The sequence below is a fragment of the Streptomyces sp. NPDC088785 genome (genome assembly GCF_044750685.1).
In the GTDB taxonomy this organism is placed as follows: Bacteria; Actinomycetota; Actinomycetes; order Streptomycetales; family Streptomycetaceae; genus Streptomyces.
On the sequence record NZ_JBIVKH010000004.1, the window covers coordinates 474303 to 490636 of the forward strand.

The 16334-nt window shown below is 72.5% G+C and carries 11 protein-coding genes; 7 read left to right on the top strand and 4 right to left on the bottom strand.

All coding sequences use genetic code 11. The features are described from left to right. Position 1: 1 nt before the first annotated feature. Positions 2-1108 (bottom strand): ABC transporter substrate-binding protein, encoded by a 1107-nt coding sequence (locus tag ACIP5K_RS16115; RefSeq protein WP_401409848.1) that lies wholly within the window; start codon positions 1106-1108, stop codon positions 2-4. 193 nt (positions 1109-1301) lie between these two features. Then, entirely contained in the window at positions 1302-2318 is a 1017-nt protein-coding gene (locus tag ACIP5K_RS16120) for a LacI family DNA-binding transcriptional regulator (RefSeq protein ID WP_401409850.1), read from the bottom strand. Between the two features lie 189 nt (positions 2319-2507). On the opposite strand from ACIP5K_RS16120, the gene ACIP5K_RS16125 reads away from it, so the two are divergent. The 5 genes from ACIP5K_RS16125 (at position 2508) to ACIP5K_RS16145 (ending at position 13241) form a co-directional block, all read left to right on the top strand. Then, positions 2508-5156, top strand: a complete 2649-nt coding sequence (locus tag ACIP5K_RS16125; protein ID WP_401409851.1) for a PA14 domain-containing protein — start codon at positions 2508-2510, stop codon at positions 5154-5156. Positions 5157-5224: 68 nt separating this feature from the next. Further along, positions 5225-7618 (top strand): beta-L-arabinofuranosidase domain-containing protein, encoded by a 2394-nt coding sequence (locus tag ACIP5K_RS16130; protein WP_401409853.1) that lies wholly within the window; start codon positions 5225-5227, stop codon positions 7616-7618. Between the two features lie 62 nt (positions 7619-7680). Beyond that, on the top strand, positions 7681-10047 hold the full coding sequence (locus tag ACIP5K_RS16135) for a GH92 family glycosyl hydrolase (protein ID WP_401409854.1): 2367 nt from the start codon (positions 7681-7683) through the stop codon (positions 10045-10047). Between the two features lie 226 nt (positions 10048-10273). Then, entirely contained in the window at positions 10274-11680 is a 1407-nt protein-coding gene (locus tag ACIP5K_RS16140) for a wax ester/triacylglycerol synthase family O-acyltransferase (RefSeq protein ID WP_401409856.1), read from the top strand. A gap of 61 nt (positions 11681-11741) precedes the next feature. Then, positions 11742-13241 carry an SDR family NAD(P)-dependent oxidoreductase gene (locus ACIP5K_RS16145; protein WP_401409858.1) on the top strand — a complete coding sequence of 500 codons (1500 nt, stop codon included), beginning with the start codon at positions 11742-11744 and terminating at the stop codon, positions 13239-13241. Here the strand turns inward: ACIP5K_RS16145 and ACIP5K_RS16150 are convergent. Both ACIP5K_RS16150 and ACIP5K_RS16155 read right to left on the bottom strand, forming a co-directional pair. Continuing rightward, positions 13220-14041: an SDR family oxidoreductase gene (locus ACIP5K_RS16150; protein ID WP_401409859.1), complete on the bottom strand. Its 822-nt coding sequence runs from the start codon at positions 14039-14041 to the stop codon at positions 13220-13222. The two genes, ACIP5K_RS16145 and ACIP5K_RS16150, sit on opposite strands and share 22 nt — an antisense overlap. Before the next feature lie 109 nt (positions 14042-14150). Continuing rightward, positions 14151-14726, bottom strand: coding sequence for an inositol oxygenase family protein (locus tag ACIP5K_RS16155; protein WP_401409861.1), 576 nt, complete (start codon positions 14724-14726; stop codon positions 14151-14153). A gap of 284 nt (positions 14727-15010) precedes the next feature. On the opposite strand from ACIP5K_RS16155, the gene ACIP5K_RS16160 reads away from it, so the two are divergent. After that, the gene (locus ACIP5K_RS16160; RefSeq protein WP_401409863.1) at positions 15011-15790 is read left to right on the top strand and encodes a DUF4142 domain-containing protein; all 780 of its coding nucleotides are present in this window, start codon (positions 15011-15013) and stop codon (positions 15788-15790) included. A 355-nt stretch (positions 15791-16145) separates the two neighbouring features. Continuing rightward, complete coding sequence (locus tag ACIP5K_RS16165; protein WP_401409864.1) at positions 16146-16319, top strand: hypothetical protein; 174 nt, start codon at positions 16146-16148, stop codon at positions 16317-16319. Positions 16320-16334 lie beyond the last annotated feature (15 nt).

Genomic DNA, 16334 nt, shown 5'->3' on the forward strand with positions numbered 1-16334 from the left:
GTCAGAACGCCTTGTCGAGGTCCGTCTTGGCGTTGTCCTCCGTGTAGGCGCTGTCCTTGATGACGATGTCCTGGCCGACCTTGTCGCCCTTGGTGAAGGAGTCCAGGGTCTGGAAGGCCAGCGGGCCGAAGCGCGGGTTCGACTCGATGACGCCGGAGATCCAGCCGTCGACGATGCCCTGGACCGCGTTGCGCGTGCCGTCCACCGTCACGATCTTCACGGCGCCGGCCTTCTTGCCCGCGCCCTTCAGGGCGTTGACGGCGCCGAGGCCCATCTCGTCGTTCTCGGCGTAGATCCCGGTGATGTCCGGCTTGGACTGGATGAGCTGCTCGGTGACCTGCTGGCCCTTCTCCCGGGCGAACTCGCCGGTCTGCTTGAAGACGACCTTCAGGCCCGGCGCCTTCGCCTTGAGCTGGTCCTCGAAGCCCTTGGTGCGCTCGGTGGTGACGTTGTTGCCCGCCGCGCCGAGCAGGATCGCGACGGTGCCCTTGCCGCCGGTCGCCTCGATCATCCGGTCGGCCGCCCGCTTGCCCTGCTCGACGAAGTCCGAGCCGATGAACGACACGTAGTCCTTGCAGGCCGTCGCGTTGATCTTGCGGTCGACCGTGACGATCGGGATGTGCTTGGCGCCCGCCGCACGCAGCACCGGCTCCCAGCCGTCCGAGTTCAGCGGCGCGATGACCAGCAGGTCCGCGCCCTTGGCGATCAGGTCCTGGACATCGCTGATCTGCTTGGAGAACTGCGACTGGGCGTTCGCCGTGAGCAGTTTGATGCCGCGCTTGCTTGCCTCGGCCTTGAGCGAGGCCGTCTCCGCGATCCGGAACGGGTTGGCCTCCTTCTCGGACTGCGAGAAGCCGACGGTGGCGTTCTTCAGGTCGAGCTTCTTGCCGCCGAACGTGGCGATGTCACAGGTCTCGCCGGTGCCGGGGGAGGCGACCTCCTGCCCGGCGTTGTCGCTCCCGGCGCTGGAACTCGCCTTGTCGGAGCCGGAATCGTCGTCCTCCGACTTGGCGCAGCCGGTGGCGAGCGCGAGGCTCGCGACCAGGCCGGCGGCGAACAGGGCCCGGGTGGAGGTACGTCGGCGACGGTGGAGCACGGTCTGCGTCATGATCAGGTCCCCAAAACGGCACGGCCCGGCGCGGATACGCGGCTACGGGGTGGGTCGAGTGGTGCGATGGCTGGAGGTTCGACCTGTCGGATCGAAAGATGCATCGGCGGTACAGGGGAGGTTTTTACATCGTTGGAAGGACGCTGTAAAGGGGTCGCGCAACGCCGGTGCGGGCGCGGGCGCCGATCCGGTCTCAGCGCCGCCCCAGGGTGCTCTCCCGTTCCACCAGCCGGAATTCCGCCGTGAGTTCGCGCCCCGCCTGCTCCACCGGGCGGTCGAGCCGCCCCAGCAGCGACTGCACCGCGAGCCGGGCGATGGCCTGCTTGTCCGGCGAGATGGTGGTCAGCGTGACCGCCCCGAACCGCCCCTCCGCGATGTCGTCGAACCCGATCACCGCGACGTCCCACGGAACGCGCAGGCCCCGCTCGTGCAGCACCCGCATCGCCCCGATCGCCACCAGGTCGTTGTACGCGAACACCGCGTCGGGCCGGACCCCGCAGTCCAGCATCCGGGCCATCGCCTCGGCCCCGTCCCCGCGGTCCCAGCCGCCCGTCGCGCCCACCAGCGTCTCCGGCGCGGGCAGCCCCGCGCCGGTCAACTCCGCGCGCCAGCCCGCAAGTCGCAGCCGGGCCGGCTGGTTCGCCGAATCGGTGCGTTCGCCCAGGTAGGCGATCCGGGTGCGGCCCCGGCCGATCAGATGGCGCACCGCGGTGCGGGCCGCGGCCACGTTGTCGATGGCGATGTGGTCGTAGGGCAGGCCGTACTCGCGCTCGCCCAGCAGCACCAGGGGCACCTCGTCGCCGTCCCGGCCGCGCAGATCGTCCGCCTCAAGCTCCAGCGGGCTCAGGATCAGCCCGTCGATCACCCGCGCCCGGAACCCCTGGCTGACCAGGAGCTCCTGCTCGCGCTCGCCCCGGGTGTGGTCGAGCAGCACCGTCACGTCGTGCTCGGCGGCGGCGTCGATCACCGCGCCGGCCAGCTCGGCGAAGTACGGGTTGCCCAGCTCGGGCAGGGCCAGGGCGATGATGCCCGTACGGCCTTTGCGCAGGTTGCGGGCGGTCAGGTTGGGCCGGTAGCCCAGCTCGTCGATGGCCTCCTGGACCCGGGCCCGCATGGCGGGCGTGACGTGCTGGTAGTTGTTCACGACGTTCGAAACGGTCTTGATCGAGACGCCCGCGCGCTCCGCGACATCCTTCAGGCTCACCCGCACGGAATCTCCTTCGGCTCACCGCGCCCGCTCTTCGGACGCGCTTGTCATGACCCTGGACAGCGCGCCGGGACGCGTGCTGTCATGCCAACTGCCGTTCTTTCCAACGATGTACAAACGAGTTGTACCGACTAGAGCGGCGAGCCGCCACCCTTCCTCGACGCCTCACCGCGTTCCACACCAGGAGGATCCGTGCGCATCAGTAGCTTCAGACACCAGGGCCGACCGCTGGCCCTGCTGCTCACCGCGGCACTCGGACTCACCGCGCTCTCCGTGGCACCGCACGCCACGGCCGGCACGGCGAAGGCCGCGCACCCCACCGCCGACGAACCCGTGGTCCCGCACGGGCTCAAGGGGGAGTACTACACCCAATCCGCCCCCGGCGCCTTCGACTTCGACACGCTGAAGGCCACCGGGTTCGACCCGCAGATCGACTTCGGCAGCCTGGACTCCCGGCTCCAGTCCGCCACCGGCAGCGCCGACGACGCGACCGTGCGCTGGACCGGGCAACTGGTCCCGGAGAAGTCCGGCTCGACAACGTTTTCCCTCATCGGGGACAACGGTTTCCGGCTCTGGGTCGACGACCGGCTCGTCGTCGACCACTGGGTCGACGACTGGGACAAGGAGCAGGCCTCGGCCCCCGTCGACCTGACCGCCGGCAAGGCGGTCGACATCAAGGTCGAGTACTTCGAGCACTTCGGCGGATCCAATCTGCACCTGCGCTGGACCGAGCCGGGCGGGACGAAGGAGGCCATCCCGTCCTCCGCGTTCCGGCTGCCCGCCGACTGGAAGTACGACGGCGCCATCGGCACCACCGTCCTGGGCGACGGCCGCAGCCTCAAGCTCGACTTCGCGCAGAAGCTCGGCAAGGTGCCCGGCGGCGTCGGCACCCATCTGTCCGCCGTCATCGGCGGCGCGACATGGCCGCTGGGCAGGGTCAAGGCCGACCCGAACGACCCGAGGGCCCTGCTCGTGGGCCTGAAGGAGCCGGTCGTCGGCAACAAGAAGGGCGACGCCGACGGCCTCGCCGACGTCACCTACGACGGCAAGGGCGGCCTCACCGCCGGGGACGGCACGGCCGTCGGCTCCTTCTGGTCCAGCGGCCCCAACCACTCCACGTACGAGCTGAGCACCAAGTGGGGCGACGACGTCACGCCGGGCAACGCCCACCGCGAGTACCCGCGCCCCCAGCTCACCCGCGACGACTGGCAGAACCTCAACGGCACCTGGGAGTTCGCGGGCGCCGACAAGGGCGACGCGGTCCCCGTCGGCAAGAAGCTCGGCGAGAAGATCCTGGTGCCCTACCCGGTGGAGTCCCAGCTCTCCGGGATCGAGCGGCACGAGGACCGCATGTGGTACCGGCGCACCTTCACCGTGCCGGCCGGCTGGAAGATCGGCGGCGGCAAGCGCCTCCAGCTGAACTTCGGCGCCGTCGACTGGCAGTCCGAGGTCTACGTCAACGGCAGAAAGGTCGCGGACCACAAGGGCGGCTACGACAAGTTCAGCGCGGACATCACCGACGCGCTGAAGCCGGGCCGCACCCAGGAGCTGATCGTCGGCGTCTACGACCCGACGGACGCCGCCGACGGCGAGAACCCGCCGATGGGCAAGCAGCGCCTGGACCCCAGCGGCATCTGGTACACCCCCTCGTCCGGCATCTGGCAGACGGTGTGGATGGAGCCGGTCGCCGCCGACCACGTCAGCGACGTGCGGCTGACGCCGGCCCTCGCCGAGGACGGCAGCGGCCGGCTCACCGTCGGGGCGAGCGGCGTGCGTGACGGGCTGCCGGTGACCGCCACCGCCTACGCGGGCAAGCGCAAGGTCGCCACCGCCACCGGCACCTCCGGCACGGACCTCACCCTGAAGATCGACGACCCGCGCCTGTGGACCCCCGACGACCCGTACCTCTACGACCTCAAGGTCAGCGTGGGCGGCGACCGGGTCGGCAGCTACTTCGGGATGCGGACCGTCGAGGTCCAGAACGTGAACGGCACCCCGCGCACCGTCCTCAACGGCAGGCCCACCTTCATGATGGCCACCCTCGACCAGGGATTCTGGCCCGACGGCCTGCACACCGCACCCAGTGACGAGGCCCTCGCCTCCGACCTGAGGATGCACAAGCGGATGGGCTTCAACTCCGTGCGCAAGCACATCAAGGTCGAACCCGACCGCTGGTTCTACTGGGCCGACAGGCTGGGCCTGCTCGTCTGGCAGGACATGCCGGCGATGGAGGCCGGGACCAACCCGTCCACGGCCGCCCGCGCCGAGTTCGAGCGCGAGATGAAGACGATGATCGACCAGCACTACAACCACCCGTCGGTCATGATGTGGGTCACCCTCAACGAGGGCTGGGGCCAGTACGACGAGGCCCGCCTCGCCGACCAGGCCAAGTCCTGGGACCCCACCCGCCTGGTCAACTCGATGTCCGGCATCAACCTCGGCCGGGACGGCGGCACCGGCGACATCATCGACGAGCACGGCTACCCGAGCCCCGCCCTGCCACCCCACCCCGACGGCAGGAGGGCCCTGGTCTCCGGCGAGTACGGCGGCCTCGGACTGGCCGTGCCCGGACACGCGTGGGCGGTCCAGCAGAGTTACGTGGACGTGGACCCGTCGACGTACACGGACGACTACATCGAGAAGCTCGGTGAGGTCCACAAGCTGGCCTGCCAGGGCTCCAACGGCGCCGTCTACACCCAGATATCCGACGTGGAGGGCGAGCTGAACGGCCTGCTCACCTACGACCGCAGGGTCGTCAAGCCGGACGTGAAGCGCCTGCACGACGCCCAGCGGCAGCTGATCGACGACGCCTCCCGGCCGACCGTGGCGAACTGCGCCTGACCCGTACGTCCCCCGGGGCGGGCCCGCACCGCCGGGCCCGCCCCCCTCTCACTCGTGGGAGCACACTCATGACCGTGACACGACGCGGCGTGCTGCGAGCCGCGACGGTGGCCTCCGCCGCCACCGCGCTCGGCGCCCTGCCCACCGCGGCGGCCCGGGCGGCCGGCGCCGCCCCCGCCGCGGACGCCCTCACCCGTCTGCCCGTCGGCAGCATCACCGCACGCGGCTGGCTCGCCGGGCAACTGGGGCTCCAGCTCGCCGGGTTGTGCGGTCGCTACGCCGAGACGTCCCACTTCCTCGTCATGGACACCAGCGGCTGGGTCCACCCCGAACTCGACGGCTGGGAAGAACTCCCGTACTGGCTGCGGGGATTCGTCCCCCTCGCGATCGCCACCCGGGACGCCGGTGCGCTCGCCACCTGCGGGCGCTGGATCGACGCGATCCTCGCCACCCAGCAGCCCGACGGTTTCTTCGGCCCGCGCGCCCTGCGCACCTCGCTGAACGGCGGGCCCGACTTCTGGCCGTTCCTGCCGCTGCTGATGGCCCTGCGCACCTACCAGGAGTACACCCGCGACGCGCGCATCGTGCCGTTCCTGACCCGCTTCCTGAGGTTCATGGAGGCGCAGGGCGAGGGCGCCTTCGACTCCAGCTGGGTCTCCGTGCGCTGGGGCGACGGCATCGACACCGCGCGCTGGCTGCACGCGCGTACGGGCGACGCGTTCCTGGCGGGCCTCGTCGGCAAGATGCACCGCTACGGGGCCGACTGGACGGGCGACCTGCCCACCCCGCACAACGTGAACATCGCCCAGGGCTTCCGGGAACCCGCCCAGTACGCCCAGTGGGCGGACAGCGGCGCCGACGCCCTGGTGCGGGCCACGTACCGCACGTACGACCGGGTGCTGCACGACCACGGGCAGTTCCCGGGCGGCGGCATCGCCGGCGACGAGAACGTCAGGCCCGGCTTCGGCGACCCCCGGCAGGGCTTCGAGACGTGCGGCATCGTCGAGTTCATGGCCAGCCACGAACTGCTGACCCGCATCACCGGCGATCCCGTCTGGGCCGACCGCTGCGAGGACCTCGCGTTCAACATGCTGCCCGCCGCCCTCGACCCGCAGGGTAAGGGCGTCCACTACGTCACCAGTGCCAACGGCGTCGACCTCGACAACACCCGCAAGACGGACGGGCAGTTCCAGAACGGCTTCGCCATGCAGGCGTTCCGGCCCGGCATCGACCAGTACCGGTGCTGCCCGCACAACTACGGAATGGGCTGGCCCTACTTCACCGAGGAGCTGTGGCTGGCGACGCCGGACGGCGGACTCGCCGCCGCGCTCTACGCCCCGAGCGAGGTCACGACCCGGATCGGCGACGCGACCGTGACCGTGCGCGAGGAGACGGACTACCCGTTCGGCGAGACCGTCACCCTGACCGTGAGCGTGGACCGGCCCGTCGCGTTCCCGCTCCGGCTGCGCGTCCCCGGCTGGTGCGAGGCACCCCGCCTCACCGTCGCCGGACGGACCGTCGGCGCCGGTCCCGGCCCCCGCTTCACCGAGGTCCGCCGCACCTGGCGGAGCGGCGACCGGGTCACGCTGCGGCTGCCCCAGCGCACCACCCTGCGCACCTGGAGCGGCAACCACGACAGCGTCAGCGTCGACCACGGCCCGCTCACCTACTCGCTGAGGATCACCGAGAAGTACGTCCGCACCGGCGGCACCGACGCCTTCCCCGAGTACGACGTGCACGCCGCCTCGCCCTGGAACTACGGTCTCGTACCCGGCGGTTCACCCCGGCTGCGCCGCCGGTCCGGGCCGCCGGCCGACAACCCCTTCACCCTGGAGGGCACCCCGCTCACCCTGACGGCGCAGGCGCGGAGACTGCCCGAGTGGATCGCGGACGACGAGCACGTCGTCGCGCCGTTGCAGGCCAGTCCGGCGCGCAGCCGGGCGGGCGTCGAGACGGTGACGCTGGTCCCGATGGGCGCGGCCCGGCTGCGGATCACCGCCTTCCCGACGGCGGCCCCCGACGGCCACCCGTGGACCCCCGAACCGCCCTACCGGCGCATCCAGAACAAGCACAGCGGGAAGGTCCTCGCCGTCGACTCCATGTCCACCGCCGACGACGCCCGGGTCGTGCAGTTCGACAACTCCGGTACGGGCGACCACGCGTGGCAACTGCTCGACGCGGGCGACGGCCGGTGGCGCGTCCGCAACGGCCAGAGCGGCAGGTTCCTCGCCGTGGAGGCGGGCTCGACCGCCGACAGCGCCCGGGTGGTGCAGCACGCGGACGACGGCCGCCCCGACCTGCTGTGGACCCGTGTCGAGCGGGGCGACGGCTGGTTCCTGCTGCGCAATGAGCACAGCGGAAAGGTGCTCGGCGTCAATGGGATGTCCACCGACAACAGCGCCCAGGTGGTGCAGTTCGCCGACAACGGGACGGAGGACCACCTGTGGCGTCTGACGTCTTGACGGGCCGTCGGCTCCGACGAAGAATGACCGCGCTTGCTGACAACGTTGTCGAGAGGGCCCGCATGAGAACCCGTACGACGAGAACACGCCCGAGGGGCACGCGCGTCCGCCGCGCCCTGGGAGCCCTCGGCGCGGCCGTGCTGCTGGGGACCGGGCTGGCGGCCCCGGCGGCCCAGGCCGTCACCGGCGGAGCCGGCCGGCTGACCGACCTGGTCAACCCGTTCATCGGGACCGAGAACGAGGGCAACACCTACCCCGGCGCCGCCGTGCCGTTCGGCATGGTGCAGTTGTCGCCGGACACCGGGCACAACACCGGGTACGACTACTCCGAGAACCACATCCGCGGGTTCTCCGCCGTCCACCTCTCGGGCGTCGGCTGCGGTCTCGGCGGCGACCTGCCCGTGCTGCCCACGACCGGCGACATCACCTCGACCGACTACGCCTCCTACGCCGCCGAGTTCAGCCACGACGACGAGACGGCGTCCCCCGGCTTCTACAAGGTGGGGCTGAAGACCGGCATCGAGGCCGAGCTGAGCGCCACCCGGCGCACCGGTGTCCAGCGGTACACGTTCCCCGCCACCGACAAGGCCAACGTCCTCATCAACGCCGGGCAGTCGCTGCACCGGACGGTGCACACCGAGGTCGAGATCCTCGACAGCCGCACCGTGCGCACCGCCATCACCGGCAGCGGCTTCTGCCAGGACACCAAGCCGTACACCGTGTACACCATCACCCGCTTCGACCGGCCGTTCACGGCGTCCGGCACCTGGCGGGGCGACACCGTCACCGCGGGCGCGACGACCGCCGAGGCGGACGCCGACCGCACCGGCGCCTACGTCCGCTTCGACACCGGCAGGGACCGCACCGTCGAGGCGACCACCGCCATCTCCTACGTCGACGCCGAGGGAGCCGCGCTCAACCTCCGCACGGAGGGCGGCCGTTCCTTCGACAAGGTGCGCGACGCGGCGCGGGACGCCTGGGAGGACCGGCTCGGCGACGTGCGCGCCCAGGGCGGCGACGACACCCGGCGCCGCACCTTCTACTCGTCCCTCTACCGGTCCTTCCTCGCACCGAACGTCGGCAGCGACGCCGACGGCCGCTACACCGGCTGGGACCAGCGGATCCACCGCGCCAAGGGGTTCACCTACTACCAGAACTGGTCCCTGTGGGACACCTACCGCACCCAGGCGCAGCTCCTGTCGCTGCTCGCGCCGCGGGAGTCGCGGGACATGGCGCTGTCCGTCATCCGGATCGACAAGGACAGCGGCTGGCTGCCCAAGTGGGGCTACGGGACCGTCGAGACGAACATCATGACCGGCGACCCGGTCACCCCCTTCCTCACCAACGCCTATGAGCAGGGCCTGCTCGCGGGCCACGAGGAGGAGGCGTACCGGGCGCTGAAGAAGAACGCCGACGGGGTGCCGCCGGCCGACTCCGCGCCCGTGGGCCGCGAGGCCAACAAGGAGTACCTCGCCGACGGGTTCGCCCCGTACCTGAAGGACCGCGCGCACGCGAAGCCCGGCGACTCCGACTACGACCACGGGGCCTCGGCCACCCTGGAGTACGCCCTCGCCGACGCGATGCTCGGCCGGATGGCCAGGGAACTCGGCCACACCGCCGACGCGCGCCGGTACACCGAGCGGGCCCAGAACTACCGCAAGATCTACGACAGTTCGACCGGCTTCTTCCGGGCCCGCGACGCCGCAGGGAACTTCACCGGCCCCGCCGACCCCGCCCGGAGCGAGGGCTTCCACGAGGGCACCAGCTGGCAGTACCAGTGGCTCGTCCCGCAGGACCTGCCCGGCATGGTCGCGCTGATCGGCGGCGAGGACGCGGCCAACCGGCGGCTCGACTCCTTCTTCGCCTACGACCAGCTGGTCGCCGACCCGGCGAGGACCGCCCGCGAGGTGTGGGTCAACGGACCGTACGACTACTACAACGCCGACAAGTACAACCCGCAGAACGAGCCCGACCTGATCGCGCCCTACACGTACCTGTCGACCGGGCAGCCGTGGAAGACGACCGACGTCGTGCACGGCGCCCTCACCCTGTTCACCGACCTGCCGACCGGGATGACCGGCAACGACGACCTCGGCACCATGTCCGCGTGGAACGTGCTCTCCTCCATCGGGATCTTCCCGGTGCAGCCGGGCACGGACACCTGGGGACTGTCGACGCCCGTCTTCGAGCGGGTCGACCTCACGCTCGACCGGCGCTACTACCCGAGGGGCCGGCTGACCGTGCGGGCGCCCGGCACCTCGGACACCGACCGCTACATCCAGGCGGCGCGGGTCGGCGGCGCGGCCTACGGCAGGACGTACCTGACCACCGCGGACCTGCGCCGCACCAGCGAGCTGTCGTTCACCGTCGGCGCCCGGCCCTCGGCCTGGGGCACCGGCGCCGGTGCGGCGCCCCCGGTGGTGAAGTGACGCACTAGACCCGACCCGGACGCGGCACACCCGTCGCACGAGACCCGCCACGCGCACAGAACGCGCGCGTGGCGGGTCTTAACCTGTTGTTAACTGAGCGTGCCGGGATCGTACTTGACCGTAATCGACCGTGGGCTGTTGACTGCGACTCCCCGTTCCCTGCTCACCGGCCCCCGGCCCCCGGCCCCTGTTCACCGTTCCCCGATCGTCGACGCGAGAGCACTCCATGACTGCGAAGAGCCCGGATCTGCTCGCCCCCCTCGACCTGGCGTTCTGGAACATCGAGACCGCCGAACACCCCATGCACCTGGGCGCGTTGGGAGTGTTCGAGGCCGACGCCCCCGACGCCGCCCGGCACGCCGCGGAACTGCTCGCCGTCCGCGCGCCCGCCGTGCCCGGCCTGCGCATGCGGATCGCCGGGGTGCTCGTCCCGGTCGGCGGCGCCGCCCGGATCCCCGTCACCGACCTCGACCCGCTGGACCACGTGCGGATCGCCGAGCCGGTCACCGACTTCCACGCCGCCGCGGGCGCCCTCATGGAACGCCCCCTCGACCGCGGCAGACCACCGTGGGAGGCGCACGTCCTGCCCGCCGCGGACGGCCGCTCCTTCGCCGTGCTGTTCAAGTTCCACCACGCCCTCGCCGACGGGCTGCGCGCCCTCGCCCTGGCCGCCGCCCTCCTCGACCCCGCCGACCTGCCCGCCGCCCGCGCCCCGAAGCCGCTGCCCGCCCCGCGCGGCGGCCTGCGCCTGCCGCTCCCCGGCCTGCGCGCCCTCAGCCTCGGCGACCTCGACCCGCGCCGCTACCCCGAGCACGTGCGCGCGGTCGCCGGCGCCGCCACCCAGGCCGTCTCCATCGGCGCCTCCGTGGCCCGCGCCACCCTCGACGTGCGCACCTCGCCCGCCCTCGCCGCGGGCGCCACCGGCACCCGGCGCACCGCCGGCGTCGTCCTCGACCTCGACGACGTCCACCGGATCCGCAAGAGCGCGGGCGGCACCGTCAACGACGTCCTGATCGCGGTCGTCGCCGGAGCCGTCCGGCGCTGGCTCGACGAGCGCGGCGACGGCAGCGCGGGCGTCGAGCCGCGCGCCCTCGTCCCCGTCTCCCGCCGCCGCCCGCGCACCGCCCACCCGCAGGGCAACCGGCTCTCCGGCTACCTGCTGCGACTGCCCGTCGCCGAACGTGACCCCGTCGAGCGGCTGCGGGCCGTGCGCACCGCGATGGACCGGCACAAGGACCGCGGCCCGCACCGCGGCGCCGGGGCCGTGGCCCTGCTCGCCGACCACGTGCCGCCCCTCGGCCACCGGCTCGGCGGCGCGCTCGTCGGCCGCAACGCGCGGCTGCTCTTCGACCTCCTGGTCACCAGCGTCCCGTTGCCCGGCATCGGCCTGCGGCTCGGCGGCTGCCCGCTCACCGAGGTCTTCCCGCTGGCCCCGCTCGCCCAGGGCCAGTCCTTGGCCGTCGCCGTCTCCACCTACCGGGGCAGGGTGCAGTACGGGCTCGTCGCCGACGCGGAGGCCGTGCCCGACCTCGACCGGCTGGCCCGCGCGATCACCGCCGAGGTCGCGGCCCTGACGGCGGCCTGCGCACCCGTTCCGGGAACGGGTTTGGAGACACCCGGCACCGCTACGTAAAATTCCGCTTTCGGCAGCGTGCGCGGTTCGCGCGGCACGCGGACTCCAGGAAGCAGCGGCGATGACGGTGACAGAGAACCATGAGGCCCCGGGGGCCGGCGACGAGATCGCGTACGGTCCCGGCATCGACCCCGAGCGCCTCGCCGTCTGCCTCTCGGTCCTGGCGGAGCTCGACGGGATCGACGTCGACCACCCGCACGCGATCGAGGTCCGGCGCGCCACCGCGGGCGTCTACCGGACCGTGAAGCAGCGCCGCCGCCAGGAGCGCCGCGCCGCCAAGACCGCCCACGACAAGGCCGTCACCGAGGCGACCGCGACCGGCTCCGCGCAGCGCATCGACGACGAGACCGAGGGCCTGCTCCCGTCGTCCGTCACCGAGGCGGGCCGGATCGCGGGGATACTCCAGCGCCCGCGCTCCTGCTACACCTGCAAGACCCGCTACGTCGAGGTCGACTACTTCTACCACCAGCTCTGCGCCGACTGCGCCCGGCTGAACCGGGACAAGCGCGACGTCCGCGCCGACCTGACCGGCAAGCGCGCCCTGCTCACCGGCGGCCGCGCCAAGATCGGCATGTACATCGCGCTGCGGCTGCTGCGCGACGGCGCCCACACCACCGTCACGACCCGCTTCCCCAAGGACGCCATCCGCCGCTTCACGGCGATGGAGGACTCCGCCGACTGGATCCACCGCCTGGAGGTCGTCGGCATCGACCTGCGCGACCCCGCGCAGGCCGTCTCGCTGGCCGACCGGGTCGCCGCGGCCGGCCCGCTCGACATCCTGATCAACAACGCCACGCAGACCGTGCGGCGGCTGCCGTCCGCGTACGCCGCCCTCGTCGACGGCGAGAGCGCCCCGCTGCCCGCCGGGGAACTGCCCCCGTACTCCGTCATCGGCGCGTTCAACTCGGGCGCCGTCGACGGCATCGCCGCGCTGCCCATCGGCACCGGCGGCATGGACCCGCAGCGGGTCGCCGACCTGGCGCTCGTCGCGGGCAACGCCAGCGTGGAGCGGCACCTCGACGGCACCGCCATCGACGCGGGCGGCCTGGTGCCGGACGTCGTCGACAGCAACACCTGGGTGCAGAGCATCGAGCAGATCTCCCCGGTGGAGCTGCTGGAGACGCAGCTGTGCAACTACACCGCGCCGTTCATCCTCATCAGCAAGCTGCGCTCCGCCATGGCCGAGGCCGCGAAGAACGCCAGGAGCGGACGCGCCTACGTCGTCAACGTCTCGGCGATGGAGGGCGTCTTCGGCCGCGGCTACAAGGGCGCGGGCCACCCGAACACCAACGCGGCCAAGGCCGCGATGAACATGGTGACGCGCACCAGCGCCCAGGAGATGTTCCAGACCGACGGCATCCTGATGACCTCCGTCGACACCGGCTGGATCACCGACGAGCGCCCGCACTACGACAAGCTGCGCCTCGCCGAGGAGGGCTTCCACGCCCCGCTCGACCTGATCGACGGCGCCGCCCGCGTCTACGACCCGGTGGTGCGCGGCGAGGCGGGCGACGACGTGTACGGCGTCTTCCTGAAGGACTACGCGCCCGGGAAGTGGTGACGCAGCCTCCGCTGCACGGCGTGCGCGTCCCCGGTCGTCGAGGCGGCCCGGACGCGCGTGCCGCCGTCCACCACCAGGTCGGCGCCGGTGATCCACGCCGCCTCGTCGGAGACCAGCCAGCGCACCGCGCGGGCCACGTCCGGCGGCTCCCCGATCCGGCCGGCCGGCAGGCCCGCCGCGACGGCCTCCTCGGCGCCCTCCCACACGAAGCGGGCCAGTTCGGTGCGGACCAGACCGGGGGAGACGGAGTTGACCCGCACCGCCGGTCCCAGCTCGCCCGCCAGCTGCGCCGTCAGGTGGCGCAGCGCGGCCTTGCTCGTGCCGTAGGCGCCCACGTTCGGGCCGACGTGCGCGGCGCCCTCGGTGCACACGTTCACCACAGTGCCGCCGTGCTCGCCCATCCAGGCCCGCCACGCGCACTGCACCAGGCGCAGCGGCGCCTCGACGTTGACCGCGAAGGCGGCGCGCCAGGCGTCCGGGTCGGCGTCCATGAGCGGGCCGTAGGGCTGGTTCGTCGCCGCGTTGTTCACCACGATGTCGACGCGGCCGAAGGCGTCCAGGGTCCGCTCCGTCACCTCCCACAGATGCGCGGGGTCGGCGACCGTGCCCGCCGCGCCGACGGCGTCCACCCCCTGGGCGCGCAGCGCCGCGACGGCGTCCCGCACGCCGTCGGGGTCGCGCGCGGTGACGCACAACCGGGCGCCCGCACGGCCGAGTTCCTCGGCGACGGCCCGGCCGATGCCGCGCGAGGCGCCGGTCACGACGGCGGCCCGGCCTGTCAGGGAGCGCTGCGACGTCATGCGCGTACGGTCTCACGGCCGGCGCCCGTGTGACGATCAGTCAGCGGTGTGGTGACCGTGGGGGGTCGGTGGGGGTTCTGTGGGATGCGCGCGACCCCCGCCCGTCCCTTCAGCGGGCCCGCAGCGGCACGGGCCGCCGGTGCTGCTCCGCGACCAGGGTGAGCAGCGGACGCCAGTCCTCCAGCAGGCCCGCGTCCAGGCCGACGACCTTGCCCGCGTCGTCCGCCTGACGCAGCTCCACCGCGGCCGCCCCGTGCGGGTCCGCCTCGTACGCGGCCACCTCGGCGGGCGTCATCGGGCCGCCCTGCGCGGCCAGTGTCAGCGCGCTCTGCGGCGACAGGGCGCGGGACGGCTCCACCGCGGCCAGGTACCGCTTGGCCGGGACGTGCAGGCGGATCAGGTGCGCGACCCGGTCGCCCAGCAGCCCGCGCACCGCGTCGGCCGCGGTCCGCGCGTGCCCGGCGTCGTCGCCGGGGCGCAGCAGGTGCCCCAGGTCGTGGACGAGGCCCGCCACCTGCAACTCCTTGTCGCTGGGGTGGGAGCGGCGCAGCAGCGCCGCCGTCTGGAGCGCGTGGTCGTGCAGATCGACGGGGTCGCCGCTGCGGTCCGGGGTGTCCCACGCGCCCCGGCAGGCGTGCAGCGCGGCCATCAACGCGTCGACGGTGCGCAGGGTGATCCGGTCCATGGACGACTCCTCCCGAGGATCTTCCGAGGCTCGTCCGGCAGCAGACCATGCGCAGCTGACCGACCGGTCAACGGCACGTGAACGCCCGTGCACGGTCCGGCCCGCCCGCGCGGGGGAGTGCGGGGCGGCGGGCTCCCCCGAGGGAGCGGACAGCGGCCCCCGACCCCTGTGAAACCCCGTGAACCCCGCAGGGCACTGAACACCGGGCCCGTCCCGTGCGTATCTTCCCGTGTCACCACCGGCCCGCCGTCCGGGCGGCCGGACTCGGTCTCCGGGAGGACCGCTTGCGTCGCGTCAACGGCACCGCCCTCATCCTCGCCGCGCTGCTCGCCACCGTCGGTGCCCTGGCGTTCCCGATCTGGTCGTATGCCAGCCGCTCGGGCACCGGCCAGGCGAACCTGCAGGCGGGCACCGTGGCGACCCGGTGGGGCCCGCTGTCGGCGAGCGACCGGGACTTCGTCGTGCGGGTCAGGCTCGCCGGGCTGTGGGAGATCCCGGCCGGTCAGCAGGCCATGGAGCGCGCGCCGACCCGGGCGATCAGGGACGCGGGCGACCACCTCGTCGTCGGGCACACCGACCTCGACCAGCGGGTGCGTTCGGTGGCCGCGAAGCTCGGCGTGGAACTCCCCAACCAGCCCAACGCGCAGCAGCAGGGCTGGCTGGACGAGCTGACGGCCGCGCGCGGCAAGGACTACGAGCGGAAGTTCGCCAATCTGCTGCGGGACGCGCACGGCAAGGTCTTCGCGCTGCTGGCCCAGATCCGCCACACCACCCGCAACGCGCTGGTGCGGGAACTGGCCACCGACGCCAACCAGACCGTCCTCGACCACATCACGATGCTGGAGAACACGGGTGACGTGGACTTCGACGCGATCGCCGACGAGGCGGCGAACGGTGCCACCGCCAGCCCGACCGGCCCGCCCCCGCCGAACGGGCAGGCCCCGGACCCGCCGGACCCCGCCCGGCCCACCGGCGATCCGGCCGTGACCTCGCAGCCGTCGGCGGAGCCGACCCAGGACGACGGCCGCACCATCAACACCGACCGCCCCGCCCCCACCTCCTGACCCGCGCGCCCCGGACCGGAGCCCGGCCGGAGGCAAATCCGGTCGCGCCGGAACGGAACGGCATGGCTGAATGAACACCCGGCGACCCGCGAGAGGACGCCGGAAAGCAGCGCCATCGAGCGGACCCCCGCTCATTTGGTTACTCTGTAGCCGGACGGTTACCGCACGTGGGTTCCACCCGTACCCATGGTTCCGTCCGGGGAGAGGCCGGTCACCACGGCCGATCCCACCAGCGCAACCGGCGCCACCGCGCCCGAACTGGCCTTCTACTCACACCTGATCGGGCGTCCGGTGCCCCGCACGATGCTGGGCCCGTCACGCCGGAGCGGGTTACCCGACACACGAGGAGTGCGCGGTGACACCAGAAACGACGAATCTCGAACAACGCCCGAAGGACCGCATGGAGCGCGCCGGCCGCGGGCCGGAGAAGCTCGGCAGCCTGGACGTCTGGGCCAGGTCCGCGCCCATCCGGCTGGCCGGCTACGAGGACGACCTCGCCGAGCCGCACATCCTGCCCAGCGTCGACTGACCTCCGGGGCGACGC

Coding starts and splice junctions, on each gene's coding strand:
- ACIP5K_RS16115 (WP_401409848.1), bottom strand. CDS start 1,108: ATGACGCAGACCGTGCTCCACCGTCGCCGACGTACCTCCACCCGGGCC.
- ACIP5K_RS16130 (WP_401409853.1), top strand. CDS start 5,225: ATGACCGTGACACGACGCGGCGTGCTGCGAGCCGCGACGGTGGCCTCC.
- ACIP5K_RS16135 (WP_401409854.1), top strand. CDS start 7,681: ATGAGAACCCGTACGACGAGAACACGCCCGAGGGGCACGCGCGTCCGC.
- ACIP5K_RS16140 (WP_401409856.1), top strand. CDS start 10,274: ATGACTGCGAAGAGCCCGGATCTGCTCGCCCCCCTCGACCTGGCGTTC.
- ACIP5K_RS16145 (WP_401409858.1), top strand. CDS start 11,742: ATGACGGTGACAGAGAACCATGAGGCCCCGGGGGCCGGCGACGAGATC.
- ACIP5K_RS16150 (WP_401409859.1), bottom strand. CDS start 14,041: ATGACGTCGCAGCGCTCCCTGACAGGCCGGGCCGCCGTCGTGACCGGC.
- ACIP5K_RS16155 (WP_401409861.1), bottom strand. CDS start 14,726: ATGGACCGGATCACCCTGCGCACCGTCGACGCGTTGATGGCCGCGCTG.